The sequence below is a fragment of the Pseudohoeflea suaedae genome, assembly GCF_004354915.1.
Lineage (GTDB): Bacteria > Pseudomonadota > Alphaproteobacteria > Rhizobiales > Rhizobiaceae > Pseudohoeflea > Pseudohoeflea suaedae.
On sequence record NZ_SMSI01000002.1, the window covers coordinates 609,630 to 623,163 of the forward strand.

The 13,534-nt window shown below is 62.0% G+C and carries 14 protein-coding genes; 12 read left to right on the plus strand and 2 right to left on the minus strand.

What is annotated here, in order from left to right; translation table 11 throughout:
• From kdsA to E2A64_RS13090, 12 genes are all read left to right on the plus strand, one after another.
• Positions 1-834 (plus strand): 3-deoxy-8-phosphooctulonate synthase, encoded by an 834-nt coding sequence (kdsA, locus tag E2A64_RS13035; protein WP_133284902.1) that lies wholly within the window; start codon positions 1-3, stop codon positions 832-834.
• A gap of 301 nt (positions 835-1,135) precedes the next feature.
• Positions 1,136-2,410, plus strand: a complete 1,275-nt coding sequence (gene eno / locus E2A64_RS13040; RefSeq protein ID WP_133284903.1) for a phosphopyruvate hydratase — start codon at positions 1,136-1,138, stop codon at positions 2,408-2,410.
• A gap of 190 nt (positions 2,411-2,600) precedes the next feature.
• Positions 2,601-2,921 carry an FtsB family cell division protein gene (locus E2A64_RS13045; RefSeq protein ID WP_133284904.1) on the plus strand — a complete coding sequence of 107 codons (321 nt, stop codon included), beginning with the start codon at positions 2,601-2,603 and terminating at the stop codon, positions 2,919-2,921.
• Between the two features lie 136 nt (positions 2,922-3,057).
• Positions 3,058-4,107 (plus strand): pyruvate dehydrogenase (acetyl-transferring) E1 component subunit alpha, encoded by a 1,050-nt coding sequence (gene pdhA, locus E2A64_RS13050; protein WP_133284905.1) that lies wholly within the window; start codon positions 3,058-3,060, stop codon positions 4,105-4,107.
• A gap of 13 nt (positions 4,108-4,120) precedes the next feature.
• The gene (locus E2A64_RS13055) at positions 4,121-5,524 is read left to right on the plus strand and encodes a pyruvate dehydrogenase complex E1 component subunit beta (RefSeq protein ID WP_133284906.1); all 1,404 of its coding nucleotides are present in this window, start codon (positions 4,121-4,123) and stop codon (positions 5,522-5,524) included.
• Between the two features lie 12 nt (positions 5,525-5,536).
• Positions 5,537-6,877: a pyruvate dehydrogenase complex dihydrolipoamide acetyltransferase gene (locus tag E2A64_RS13060; protein WP_133284907.1), complete on the plus strand. Its 1,341-nt coding sequence runs from the start codon at positions 5,537-5,539 to the stop codon at positions 6,875-6,877.
• 58 nt (positions 6,878-6,935) lie between these two features.
• Complete coding sequence (locus E2A64_RS13065; RefSeq protein ID WP_133284908.1) at positions 6,936-7,493, plus strand: HdeD family acid-resistance protein; 558 nt, start codon at positions 6,936-6,938, stop codon at positions 7,491-7,493.
• Positions 7,494-7,502: 9 nt separating this feature from the next.
• Positions 7,503-8,144, plus strand: a complete 642-nt coding sequence (locus tag E2A64_RS13070) for an SGNH/GDSL hydrolase family protein (RefSeq protein WP_133284909.1) — start codon at positions 7,503-7,505, stop codon at positions 8,142-8,144.
• Between the two features lie 160 nt (positions 8,145-8,304).
• Positions 8,305-9,753, plus strand: a complete 1,449-nt coding sequence (gene lpdA / locus E2A64_RS13075; protein WP_133284910.1) for a dihydrolipoyl dehydrogenase — start codon at positions 8,305-8,307, stop codon at positions 9,751-9,753.
• A gap of 139 nt (positions 9,754-9,892) precedes the next feature.
• Positions 9,893-10,147, plus strand: a complete 255-nt coding sequence (locus tag E2A64_RS13080) for a GlsB/YeaQ/YmgE family stress response membrane protein (RefSeq protein ID WP_133284911.1) — start codon at positions 9,893-9,895, stop codon at positions 10,145-10,147.
• A 132-nt stretch (positions 10,148-10,279) separates the two neighbouring features.
• A complete protein-coding gene (gene lipA / locus E2A64_RS13085; protein ID WP_133284912.1) occupies positions 10,280-11,251 on the plus strand; it encodes a lipoyl synthase in 972 nt (323 codons plus the stop codon).
• 5 nt (positions 11,252-11,256) lie between these two features.
• Positions 11,257-11,718 carry a type II toxin-antitoxin system RatA family toxin gene (locus tag E2A64_RS13090; RefSeq protein WP_133284913.1) on the plus strand — a complete coding sequence of 154 codons (462 nt, stop codon included), beginning with the start codon at positions 11,257-11,259 and terminating at the stop codon, positions 11,716-11,718.
• Here the strand turns inward: E2A64_RS13090 and E2A64_RS13095 are convergent.
• The gene (locus E2A64_RS13095) at positions 11,715-12,245 is read right to left on the minus strand and encodes a CinA family protein (protein WP_133284914.1); all 531 of its coding nucleotides are present in this window, start codon (positions 12,243-12,245) and stop codon (positions 11,715-11,717) included. The genes E2A64_RS13090 and E2A64_RS13095 overlap by 4 nt on opposite strands.
• On the minus strand, positions 12,235-13,443 hold the full coding sequence (locus tag E2A64_RS13100; RefSeq protein WP_133284915.1) for a bifunctional 2-C-methyl-D-erythritol 4-phosphate cytidylyltransferase/2-C-methyl-D-erythritol 2,4-cyclodiphosphate synthase: 1,209 nt from the start codon (positions 13,441-13,443) through the stop codon (positions 12,235-12,237). Before E2A64_RS13100 ends, E2A64_RS13095 begins: the two co-directional genes overlap by 11 nt.
• Positions 13,444-13,534 lie beyond the last annotated feature (91 nt).

A 13,534-nucleotide genomic window follows, 5' to 3' on the forward strand; every position in this document is an offset into this window, starting at 1 on the left:
ATGTCCGCCAACACTGTCGTCAAAGCCGGCAACGTCACGTTCGCAAACGATCAGCGGTTCAGCCTGATCGCCGGTCCCTGCCAGATGGAAAGCCGTGACCATGCATTCGACACGGCGGGCCGGATCAAGGAAATCTGCGCCGATCTCGGCATCGGACTTGTCTACAAGTCATCCTTCGACAAGGCCAACCGCACGTCGCTGTCGGCGCAACGCGGTCTGGGCATCGAAAAGAGCCTCGAAGTCTTTTCCGATCTCAAGGCAGAGTTCGGGTTTCCGGTGATTACGGACATTCACACCGAAGAGCAGTGCGCGGTCGCCGGTGAAGTCTGCGACATCCTGCAGATCCCCGCCTTTCTGTGCCGTCAGACGGATCTGTTGATCGCCGCGGCAAGGACGGGGCGCGTCATCAATGTCAAGAAGGGCCAGTTCCTGGCACCCTGGGACATGAAGAACGTTCTCGCCAAGATCGTCGACAGCGGCAATCCGAACGTTCTGCTTTGCGAGCGCGGCGCCTCCTTCGGCTACAATACGCTCGTCTCCGATTTCAGGTCTCTGCCGATCATGGCGGCGATGGGCGCTCCGGTCATCTTCGATGCCACCCATTCGGTTCAGCAGCCGGGTGGACAGGGAGGCTCGTCCGGCGGCCAGCGCGAATTCGTGGAAACGCTGGCGCGCGCTGCGGTGGCCGTGGGCGTGGCGGGCTTGTTCATCGAGACGCACGAAGATCCGGACAATGCTCCTTCGGACGGCCCCAACATGGTGCCATTGTCGGACATGCCCCGTCTTCTCGAAACGCTTCTGGCGTTCGACGACATCGCCAAGGCCGCGCGTTGATATTCAAGCTTCCGAAGCATCCGGCGGCTTGCGTTTCAGGTGCCTGCTTCAAAAGCTTCTGGAACTCGGTTCAGGCTCCGCCGGCTGCCCGGCGGCAGCATCGGCCCGGAGTTGAAACTCGGATTTTTTGACGCGCTGACTGCCGAAATGCGGCGGGAAGCTCGTGTTCGCCTCTCGCTTGATTGATTTTTCGATGTCTTGCTTTAAGACGCGGAGGCCGTCCATTGTGGTGCTGCGGTGAGCGCCGCCTGCAACCGTGGTCGAGCGACATCACGTTCCATACTCTTCGAAGGAGTCCTGAATGCCCATCATTATCGACATCGTCGGCCGCGAAATTCTCGACAGCCGCGGCAATCCCACCGTCGAGGTGGATGTGCATCTTGATGATGGCGCGGTCGGTCGCGCGGCGGTGCCCTCCGGTGCGTCCACCGGTGCGCATGAAGCGGTTGAGCTGCGCGATGGCGGCAGTCGCTATCTGGGCAAGGGCGTGACCAAGGCGGTAGACGCGGTCAATGGCGAGATCCGCGACGCGCTTTGCGGCCATGAGGCCGAAGAACAGATCGCGCTCGACCAGGTGATGATCGAACTCGACGGCACCCAGAACAAGTCCAAGCTCGGCGCCAATGCCATCCTCGGCGTGTCGCTGGCCGCGGCCAAGGCTGCCGCCATGTCGTCGGGTCTTTCGCTCTACCGTTATGTGGGCGGCGCCAATGCACGGGTGCTGCCGGTTCCGATGATGAACATCATCAATGGCGGCGCGCATGCCGACAACCCGATCGACTTCCAGGAATTCATGATCATGCCGGTCGGCGCCGATACGGTGTCCGAATCGATCCGCATGGGTGCGGAAGTCTTCCATACGCTCAAGAAAGAGCTGTCGGCTGCCGGACATGGCACCAATGTGGGCGACGAGGGCGGTTTCGCGCCGAACCTCGAAAGCGCGCCCGTGGCGCTCGACTTCATCATGAAGTCGATCGAGAAGGCTGGCTACAAGCCGGGCGATGACATCCATATCGCGCTCGATTGCGCATCGACCGAGTTCTTCAAGGATGGCAAATACGAGCTCGCAGGGGAAGGCCGGACGCTCGAGCCTGAGGCCATGGCCGACTATCTCGCCGAGCTCGCCGCCAAATATCCCATCCTGTCGATCGAGGACGGCATGGCCGAGGATGACTGGGATGGCTGGAAGTCGCTGACCGACAAGATCGGCTCGTCCTGCCAGCTCGTCGGTGACGATCTGTTCGTGACCAACTCGGCGCGCCTGCGCGACGGCATCCGCATGGGTGTCGCCAATTCGATCCTGGTGAAGGTCAACCAGATCGGCACGTTGTCGGAAACGCTCGATGCCGTCGAGACCGCACACAAGGCCGGCTATACCGCCGTCATGTCGCACCGCTCCGGCGAGACCGAGGATTCCACCATCGCCGATCTCGCGGTCGCCACAAATTGCGGTCAGATCAAGACCGGCTCGATGTCGCGGTCGGATCGCATCGCCAAATACAACCAGCTGATCCGGATCGAGGAGCTGCTCGGTCCGCAGGCGCAGTTCGCCGGCCGGTCCATCCTGCGCGGCTGATTTTCCGGGGCGCACCGCTCCGGTTCTGATAATTAAGGGAAGGCGGGGTCATCGGGCTCCGCCTTTTCTCTTTCCTCGCCCGGTTTCGATGCGCGGCAGCACAAAACCTGAAATTCTTCGCAGCTGCGTAAACGTTTCTTAAGCACGATCGCGCATGATCCGGGAATGCTCCGGTAAGGCGTAATCAGGCATGCGAACAAAATTCAGAAAACGTAAGGCGTACGGACGTCTTGTCGTCCCGTTTCTCTCCCTTATCTGTTTTTCCTACTTCGGCTTCCATGCGCTGCATGGTGCGTTCGGACTTGAATCGGCAACCCATCTGGAAGAGCGCCGGATCGAACTCGAGCGCGATCTCGCCTCTCTGGTGGCGAAGCGCGAAGCGCTCGAGAAGCGTGTCGCGTTGATGAGCGACGGCTCCATGGAGGCCGATATGCTCGACGAGCGTGCGCGCTACATGCTCAATGTCGCACGCAAGGACGAGGTCGTCTATTTTGTCGGCAAGTCTAATTAACCTGCATTCGGTTAACTTTACGAAATTTAAGTGATTTCAGCTACTTGAGTTGCATGGACGCTATGCGTTTATGGGCTTGCTGACACGTCATCTCTCCCGTATCTTTTTCATAATGAAAAAAATCGGGAGGACGCTGATGGCGCCAAGAAAACAGTCCGGTTCGACATCGCGCAAGACGACGCGCGGTTCCACTGCAACAAAGTCTGGACTCGAAGGCGGCATTACCGACTTCTCCAAGGACCAGGAACTCGACTCCTACCGCGAGATGCTTCTCATCCGCCGGTTCGAGGAAAAAGCCGGCCAGCTCTACGGCATGGGCTTCATCGGCGGTTTCTGTCACCTCTATATCGGTCAGGAAGCTGTCGTCGTCGGCATGCAGATGGCGCTCAAGCCGGGTGACGAGGTCATCACCGGCTATCGCGACCACGGTCACATGCTGGCAACCGGCATGGAAGCGCGCGGCGTCATGGCCGAGCTGACCGGGCGCCGGGGCGGCTATTCCAAGGGGAAGGGCGGCTCCATGCACATGTTCTCCAAGGAAAAGCATTTTTACGGCGGTCACGGCATCGTCGGCGCGCAGGTTTCGCTCGGCACAGGACTGGCTTTCGCCAATCGGTACCGCGAAAACGACAATGTCTCGCTCACCTATTTCGGCGACGGCGCGGCCAACCAGGGCCAGGTCTATGAGAGCTTCAACATGGCGGCTCTGTGGAAGCTTCCGGTGGTCTACATCATCGAGAACAACCGCTACGCCATGGGTACTTCGACCGCCCGTGCCTCCGCCCAGGCCGATTTCTCGCTGCGCGGCAAGTCTTTCGGCATCCCCGGATACCAGGTCGACGGCATGGATGTGCGCGCGGTTCACGCCGCCGGCATGGAAGCCGTGGAACACTGCCGGTCCGGCAAGGGCCCGCTGATCCTGGAAATGCTGACCTATCGCTATCGCGGTCACTCGATGTCCGACCCGGCGAAATATCGCAGCAAGGACGAAGTGCAGAAGATGCGTTCCGAGCGCGATCCGATCGAGCAGGTCAAGGCGCGTATTCTGGAAAAGAAATATGCCAGCGAGGACGAGTTGAAGCAGGTCGACAAGAAGATCCGCGACATCGTCGCCGATTCCGCCGATTTCGCTCAGTCCGATCCGGAGCCGGATGTGTCCGAGCTCTACACCGACATCTTGCTCTAAGGGAGGGGAAACCATGCCGATTGATATCCTGATGCCCGCGCTTTCCCCGACCATGGAGGAAGGCAATCTTTCCAAATGGCTCAAGAAGGAAGGCGACACCGTCACCGCCGGTGACGTGATTGCCGAAATCGAGACCGACAAGGCGACGATGGAAGTCGAAGCCGTCGAGGAAGGCACGATCGCCAAGATCGTCGTGCCCGAGGGCACCGAGAACGTGAAGGTCAACGAAGTCATCGCCATCCTCGCCGAGGAAGGTGAAGACGTCGAGGAAGCCGCCAGCAAGGGCGGTTCCGGCGGTGCTGCCGCCTCTGCTTCCGAAGCCAAGGCCGAAGAGCCCAGATCTGCGGAAAAGGCCGATACCGGTGCCGCCAAGGTTCCGGCCGAGCCGATTGCCGAGACGGCAAGCGATCCCGATATTCCGGAAGGCACCGAAATGGTTCCGACCACGGTCCGCGAGGCGTTGCGCGACGCGATGGCCGAGGAAATGCGCGCCGATGGCGACGTCTTCGTCATGGGCGAGGAAGTGGCCGAGTACCAGGGCGCCTACAAGGTGACCCAGGGGCTTCTTGACGAGTTCGGTCCCAAGCGCGTGGTCGATACGCCGATCACCGAGCACGGCTTTGCCGGCGTCGGCGTCGGTGCGGCCATGGCCGGCCTGCGGCCGATCGTCGAGTTCATGACGTTCAACTTCGCCATGCAGGCGATCGACCAGATCATCAACTCGGCCGCCAAGACGCTCTACATGTCGGGCGGCCAGATGGGCGCGCCGATCGTCTTCCGTGGTCCCAACGGCGCGGCTGCCCGCGTGGCGGCCCAGCACTCGCAGTGCTACGCCGCATGGTACAGCCACATTCCGGGCCTCAAGGTCGTCATGCCCTACACGGCGGCGGACGCGAAGGGCCTCCTGAAGGCTGCCATCCGCGACCCGAACCCGGTGATCTTCCTCGAAAACGAGATCCTGTACGGCCAGACCTTCGACGTTCCGAAGATGGATGATTTCGTGCTGCCGATCGGCAAGGCGCGCATCCACAAGAAGGGTACGGACGCCACGCTCGTATCGTTCGGTATCGGCATGACCTATGCCATCAAGGCAGCCGAAGCGCTTGCCGGTGAAGGCATCGACGTCGAACTGATCGACCTCAGGACGATCCGCCCGATGGATCTGCCGACGATCATCGAAAGCGTCAAGAAGACCGGCCGTCTGGTCACCGTCGAGGAAGGTTATCCGCAGAACTCGGTCGGTTCGGAAATCGCCACCCGCGTCATGCAGCAGGCCTTCGATTATCTCGATGCGCCGGTGCTGACGATCGCAGGCAAGGACGTGCCGATGCCTTATGCGGCCAATCTCGAGAAACTGGCGCTTCCGAGCGTCGCCGAAGTGGTCGAGGCGGTCAAAACCGTCTGCTACAAGGCCTGAGGAGGAGCGACCATGCCGACGAACATCACCATGCCGGCCCTGTCTCCGACGATGGAGGAGGGCAACCTCGCAAAGTGGCTCGTCAAGGAAGGCGACAAGATCGGCCCGGGCGACGTCATCGCCGAAATCGAAACCGACAAGGCGACGATGGAAGTCGAAGCCGTCGATGAGGGCACCATCGCCAAGATCCTCGTCGAAGCCGGTACCGAAGGCGTGAAGGTCAACGCGGTTATCGCCATCCTCGCCGAGGAAGGCGAAGACGTGGCCGAAGCAGCGAAAGGCGGTGGCTCCTCCGAGAAGAAGGAAGAGCCCAAGGCCGAGGCTTCCAAGCCGGACGCGGCTGCCGCCGGAGCTTCCGAGGCTGCCAAGCCGATTGCCGACAAGGCGCCGGCCTCGGCAACGCCGGCACCGGTTTCGGGCGGCGAACGCGTCTTTTCCTCGCCGCTGGCCCGTCGTCTTGCCAAGGACGCCGGCCTCGATCTCGGCTCGGTCAAGGGGTCAGGCCCGCATGGCCGCGTGATCAAGCGCGACGTGGAGACAGCCATTGCCGATGGCGGCGCGAAGAAGGCTGATACCGGCAAGGGTGCCGGCGCGGCCGCACCGACTGCCCAGCCGATGTCGACCGATGCCGTTCTCAAGCTGTTTCCGGAAGGGTCCTACGAACTCGTCAAGCATGACGGCATGCGCAAGACCATTGCCCGCCGTCTCGTCGAGGCCAAGCAGACGATCCCGCATTTCTATGTGTCGGTCGACTGCGAACTCGACAAGCTTCTGGCCCTTCGTGCCCAGATCAATGCCGCGGCTCCGCGCAAGGATGACCGTCCGGCCTACAAGGTCTCGGTCAACGACATGATCATCAAGGCCTGGGCCATGGCGCTGCGCGACGTGCCGGATGCCAACGTGTCCTGGACCGAGGAGAACATGATCCACCACAAGCACGCCGATGTCGGTGTTGCCGTCTCCATCCCGGGCGGCCTCATCACGCCGATCGTGCGGGCGGCGGAAGAGAAGACCATTTCGGCGATCTCCAAGGAGATGCACGATCTCGGCCGGCGCGCCAAGGATCGCAAGCTCAAGCCCGAGGAATATCAGGGCGGCACCACCGCGGTGTCGAACATGGGCATGATGGGCGTGAAGGATTTCGTCGCCGTCATCAACCCGCCGCATGCCAGCATTCTGGCGATCGGTTCGGGCGAGCCGCGGGCCGTGGTCAAGGATGGCGAGGTCAAGATCGCGACGGTCATGACCGTGACGCTTTCGACCGACCATCGCTGCGTCGACGGCGCGCTCGGGGCGGAAGTTCTCGGCGCCTTCAAGACCTATATCGAAAACCCGATGGGCATGCTGGTCTAGGGATCGTCGAGCCGGCTGGTCCGGCCCGCGGATCTTCGAAAAATCGCAGGAGGCGACAATGGCGTCACGGGGACATGAGAGCCTTGGCAGAAGCTGGGTCTGGATGGCGGTGCTTGCCGCCATCTCGATCCTCGGCGGCATTTTCGCGCTCCTCGATCCGTTTGCGGCAACCCTTGCCGCCGTCCTCATGGCCGGCTGGTTCTTCGCCATCCTCGGAGCCATCCAGGTCTTTCATGCCTTCAGCGTGCGCCGCTGGTCGGGCTTCATCTGGACGCTCGGGCTTGGCGTTCTGGGGCTTATTCTCGGCGTCATGCTGATTGCGCGCCCGCTTGAGGGGGCCGTGTCGCTCACGCTCGTCGTGGCGGTCCTGTTCCTTCTGACCGGAGCGCTCAAGACCATGTTCTCCCTGGCTGCGCGTCCCGTGAAGGGCTGGGGCTGGGCTCTGTTCTCCGGCGTCATCTCGCTCCTTCTGGGCGTGGCGATCCTCGGATATTTTCCAGACGCGGCACAGAGCGTTCTCGGCATTCTCCTCGGTGTCGAACTGTTGTCGAACGGCATTCTCTTCCTCTTCATGGCGCTCGGTTTGAGGAAGCTGACCGCCGATGGCTTGCTTTAGGTATCGCGGATGAAGACGGTTCTCGCATATGGCGATTCACTGACCTGGGGTTCGGATGCCGAAACCGGCGGCCGTCATGCTTTCGACGATCTCTGGCCCAGTGTCCTGCAGGCCGGCTTGAACGGAAAGGCCCGTGTCTTTGCCGATGGCCTCAGGGGCCGCACGACGGCCTATGACGAGCATCTGGCCGATTGCGACCGCAACGGCGCGCGCACGCTGCCGACGTCGCTCTACACGCATGCGCCGCTCGATCTCGTGATCATCATGCTCGGCGCCAACGACATGAAGCCGCATATCGCCGGCACGGCAATTGCCGCCATGCAGGGTATGCGCCGGCTGATCTCGATCGTGAAGAACCACAATCCCGGAACCGGCGACGACAGCCGGCCTGACCTGCTGATCGTCGCGCCGCCGCCTCTGTGCGAGACGGCCGACCCGGAATTTGCCGGCATGTTCGCAGGCGGCATCAAGCAGTCGCAGATGCTCTCCTCGCTCTATGCGGATCTCGCCGACGAGCAGGGCGTGGGCTTTTTCGACGCCAGTTCCGTGGCCGAGACCACGCCGATCGACGGGGTGCATCTGGATGCGGCCAATACGCGGGCGATCGGCAAGGCGCTGATTCCTGTGACGACGGTGATGCTCGGCCTCTGACGGGGGCGAGAGGATGGAATTCCCCGTCTGTCCGGGGGCAGGGACAAAATCGCGGGCGCCCTTCATCCGGACAGAGACAGTTGAGACATACCAGAAAATGGCTGCTCCCGAAGCGGCCCGGATCCTGACCAGCGGATCATGAACGAGAGGAAACGCGACAATGGCTGACACTTCCTACGACATAATCATCATCGGGTCCGGCCCGGGAGGATATATCGCCGCCATCCGTGCCGCGCAGCTCGGCATGAAGACCGCTGTCGTCGAACGCGAGCATCTGGCCGGCATCTGCTCCAACTGGGGCTGCATCCCGACCAAGGCGCTCCTGCGTTCCGCCGAGATCCTGCACTATGCGCAGCATCCCGGTGATTACGGCGTGAAGATTTCCGGCGAGGTGACGCCGGATCTCGAAGCCATCGTCAAGCGTTCCCGCGGCATTGCCGCGCGCATGAACACCGGCGTCGGCTTCCTGATGAAGAAGAACAAGGTCGACGTGATCTGGGGCGAGGCGAAGGTCACCAAGGCCGGCGAAGTGGTTGTGACCGAGACGAAGAAGAAGCCGGTCGAACCGCAGGTGCCGAAGCCCAAGAACACGCTCGGGCCGGGCACCTACAAGGCCAAGCACATCGTGATCGCCACCGGTGCGCGTCCGCGTGCGTTGCCGGGGCTGGAGCCGGACGGTGAACTGATCTGGACCTATTTCGAGGCGATGAAGCCGGCGAAGATGCCGAAGTCGCTGATCGTCATGGGCTCGGGCGCCATCGGTATCGAGTTCGCCTCCTTCTACCGCACCATGGGTGTGGATGTGACCGTGGTCGAGGTCATGAAGTCGGTCATGCCGGTCGAGGACGTGGAAATCTCCGGCATCGCCAAGAAGCAGTTCGAGAAGCAGGGCATGAAGATCCATCTCGAGGCCAAGGTCACCAAGGTCGAAAAGGGCAAGGATCAGATCACCGCCCATGTCGAGATGAAGGACGGAAAGGTCGAGAAGATCACCGCCGACCGGATGATCTCGGCCGTGGGCGTGCAGGCCAATATCGAGGGTATCGGGCTCGAGGAAGCCGGCGTGAAGACCGATCGCGGCTTCATCGTGATCGACGGCTACGGCAAGACCAGTGTCGAAGGCATCTATGCCATCGGCGACGTGGCCGGCCCGCCGCTGCTCGCCCACAAGGCCGAGCACGAAGCCGTCATCTGCGTCGAGAAGATTGCCGGCGTGAAGGGCGTTCACCCGATGGACAAGGGCAAGATCCCGGGCTGCACCTATTGCCATCCGCAGGTTGCCTCCGTCGGCCTCACCGAGGCGAAGGCGAAAGAGCAGGGTCGCGATATCCGCGTCGGCCGCTTCCCCTTCGTCGGCAACGGCAAGGCGGTGGCGCTCGGAGAAGACCAGGGACTGGTCAAGACGATCTTCGACAAGAAGACCGGCGAACTGCTCGGCGCGCACATGGTGGGCCCGGAAGTCACCGAACTGATCCAGGGCTTTATCGTGGCCATGAACCTCGAAACGACCGAGGAAGAGCTGATGCATGCCATCTTCCCGCATCCGACCATTTCGGAGACGATGAAGGAAAGCGTGCTCGACGCCTACGGCCGTGCGCTGAACATGTAGGCCGGATCCAGCCGCCCGATGACAATCGTCTCCTGCAAAGAGCAGATCTTTCACGCTTCCCCTGCATGGGGGAACATGGAACAATTGTCACATCCGTCCGTTAGGTCCGTAGACTTGACCCTGTTTACTGGAGGCGGAAATGGATCTGAACGGCGTTGGTATCCTCGGAGCCATCATCATCGGCGGACTGGCCGGTTGGCTGGCCGAGAAATTCATGAAGAGCGACATGGGCATCTTCATGAATATCATACTGGGCATCATTGGTGCTGCGGCGCTGAACTTCGTTCTGAGCCTGCTCGGCATCTATACCGGCACCGGACTGCTGGTCTATCTGATCGTCGGCTTCATCGGCGCGTGCCTGCTGATCGCGATTGCGCGCGCCGTCAGGCGGTAGCCGGCCGGACTTCCGACACACAGACACTGAAAATACCCTTTGAAGTCAGGCTGCCCTCGCGGGTGGCCTGACTTTTTGCGTTTGGCTGATTATATTGGGCCTAACGTCGAACGAGACGAAAGATTGAATGCAATGGTTACGATTCTCGACACCACGAAAGACGCCGCAAAGCGCGTCCGGCATCCCGAAAAGGCGCATCGCCCGGATACGGAGATCAAGCGCAAGCCCGAATGGATCCGCGTCAAGGCGCCGACATCCCAAGGCTACAAGGACACGCGCAAGATCGTGAAGGAGAACAATCTCGTCACCGTGTGCGAGGAAGCGGGCTGCCCCAATATCGGAGAGTGCTGGGACAAGAAGCACGCGACCTTCATGATCATGGGCGAGATCTGCACGCGCGCCTGCGCCTTCTGCAACGTGATCACCGGCCGGCCCAACGCGCTTGACGCCGAAGAGCCTGCGAATGTTGCCCGCGCGGTTGCCGAAATGGGCCTCAACCACGTGGTCATCACCTCGGTCGATCGTGACGATCTGGAAGATGGTGGCGCGCAGCATTTCGTCGATGTCATCCGCGCCATCCGGGCGGCCACGCCGGCCACCACAATCGAGATCCTGACGCCGGACTTCCTGCGCAAGCCGGGGGCGCTCGAAAAGGTCGTGGCCGCCAGGCCCGACGTCTTCAACCATAATCTCGAAACCGTGCCTTCGAACTATCTGACGGTCCGTCCCGGCGCGCGCTACTTCCACTCGATCCGTCTTCTTCAGCGGGTCAAGGAGCTCGATCCGACCATGTTCACCAAGTCGGGCATCATGGTGGGCCTTGGCGAGACCCGCAACGAAGTGCTCCAGCTGATGGACGACCTGCGCGTGGCGGATGTCGATTTCCTGACGATCGGCCAGTATCTGCAGCCGACCCGCAAGCACCACGAGGTCAAGGACTTCGTCACGCCGGATCAGTTCAAGAGCTACGAGACGACGGCGTATTCCAAGGGCTTCCTGATGGTGTCCGCCAGCCCGCTGACGCGTTCCTCGCACCATGCCGGCGACGATTTCGCCCGTCTGCGCGCCGCGCGCGAGGCCAAGCTCGCAGCACTCGCTGGTTAAGTTTCGTGCCCCAGTTCGAAACGACGCGAAAAGTCGTCCATTCACCGCGCCAGATGTTCGATCTGGTGGCCGACGTCGAGCGATATCCGGAATTTCTGCCGCTGTGCGAGGCGCTGACCGTCCGCTCGCGCAAGGAGCGTGACGGGCGCACATTGCTGATTGCCGACATGACGGTGGGATACAAGGCGATCCGCGAGACGTTTACCAGCCAGGTGCTTCTCAAGCCCGACGATCTCGCCATCGAGGTCAAATATGTCGATGGGCCTTTCCGCTATCTCGACAATCGCTGGACCTTCAAGCCGGAAGAGAACGGATCGGCCATCCATTTCTTCATCGACTACGAGTTCCGCAGCCGCATTCTCGGCGGTCTGATGGGATCGATGTTCGACCGGGCGTTCCGCATGTTTGCGGAAGCTTTCGAGAAGCGGGCCGATGACGTTTATGGTCGTCCCGACGCGGCGAGCTAGGCGTTGTCCTCCTCGAAGCGCTCGATGAGGGCTTCGAGGGTCGCATGTACGGTCGCGGCGCGAATAAGATCGCGCGGCCAGTCCTCGTTCCAGCGCAGTTCCGCCGCTTCGGCGTCGCCATCTCGCGCCGCCAGTCCCATGTAGACGAGGCCGACGGGCTTTGCGGCAGTTCCACCACCGGGACCGGCAATACCCGTGACAGAGACCGCATATTGCGCATTGGAAAGGGCGAGTGCGCCGGCGGCCATTTCGACCGCCGTGACCGGCGACACTGCGCCATGGGTGTCGAGCGTCTGTGGCCTGACGCCCAGCATGTCCACCTTGGCGGCGTTCGAATAGGTGACGAAGCCGCGGTCGAAGACGGCCGAGGAGCCGGCAATCTCGGTGATCATCCCGGCGATCAGCCCGCCGGTGCAGGATTCGGCGGTCGCAATCATCGTGCCGGCCGTGGCGAAGCGCGCAACGATCTGTGCCGCCAGTTCGCGGCAGTCGTCGAGGATTGCGGCTGCGTCCTTCTCATGCGTCATCGGCGTTACCGTAATAGACGCTGGCCGTGGCGATCGCGGCTATGCCCTCGTTTCGGCCTATGAAGCCGAGTTCTTCGTTGGTCGTGGCCTTGACCGAGCAGCGGTCGACCGAAATCCCTATGGCCCGGGCCAGAGATTCGCGCATCGCCTGACGGTGCGGGCCGATCTTCGGTGCTTCGGCGATCAACGAGACGTCGGCATTGAGAACCGTGCCACCTTTGGCGGTAACGATCTCGACGGCCTTCTGGAGAAAGATCGTGGAGGCGGCGCCTTTCCACTGGGGGTCCGAGGGAGGGAAATGGTCGCCGATATCGCCGGCGCCGCATGTGGCCAGCAGCGCGTCGGTCAGGGCGTGAAGCGCAACATCGGCATCGGAATGTCCGTCGAGGCGCTTGTCGTGATCGATCTTTATGCCACAGAGCCAGACGCCGTCGCCCGCAACAAGCCTGTGGACGTCATAGCCGTTACCGGTGCGAATATCGGGAAGACGGCGGGCGGCGAGCATGTCCTGGGCCATGTGAAGGTCCTCGAGGGTGGTGATCTTGGTGTTGGTTCGTGAACCGCGCGAGAGTTTGACCGGGTGACCGGCCCATTCCATGACGGCGCAGTCGTCGGTGAATTCGGTTTCTCCGGCCTGCTGAGCGCTGCGATGGGCGGCGAGGACCGTTTCGAAGCTGAAACCCTGCGGTGTCTGGGCTGCGAAAAGGCCGTCGCGGGATACGGTGTCGGTGACCATCTGTGCATTATCGGCGCGCTTGAGCGTATCTGCAACGGCGACGGCGGGCAGGACTGCGGTGGCGCCGGCGTTAAGTTGCTCGAGCACGCGGTCGACGGTTGCACGGTCGATGAAGGGGCGGGCGGCATCGTGAATGAGCACGTAATCGGCGCCCTGGTCGGCTATGCACTCGAGGCCGATGCGGGAGGAATCCTGTCGCGTGCGTCCACCATGAACGATCCGGACCGGAAGGAGGCCGCTCAATGCGCGGGTGGCCGAATCAAACAGTTCCTCGTCGTCCTTGTGGATGACGACGACGATGCCGCAAATGCCGGGATGGTCGAGGAATGGCTGCATCGCGCGCGCGATAATGGTCATGCCGCCAATGTCGCGGTATTGCTTGGGGCCCTGTTCGGCCTGGCCGATACGGCTGCCGCGCCCGGCGGCGACTATGATCGCCCAGGTCTTGGGAGTGCTGTTCATAAAGCTCCATGTCCTCCCTCGGGCGGTCCGCGTCAACCCGGCGGCCACCGAATGCCGGCGCGGCTGTTAACCCCGAAATTCCCTTGCGGGC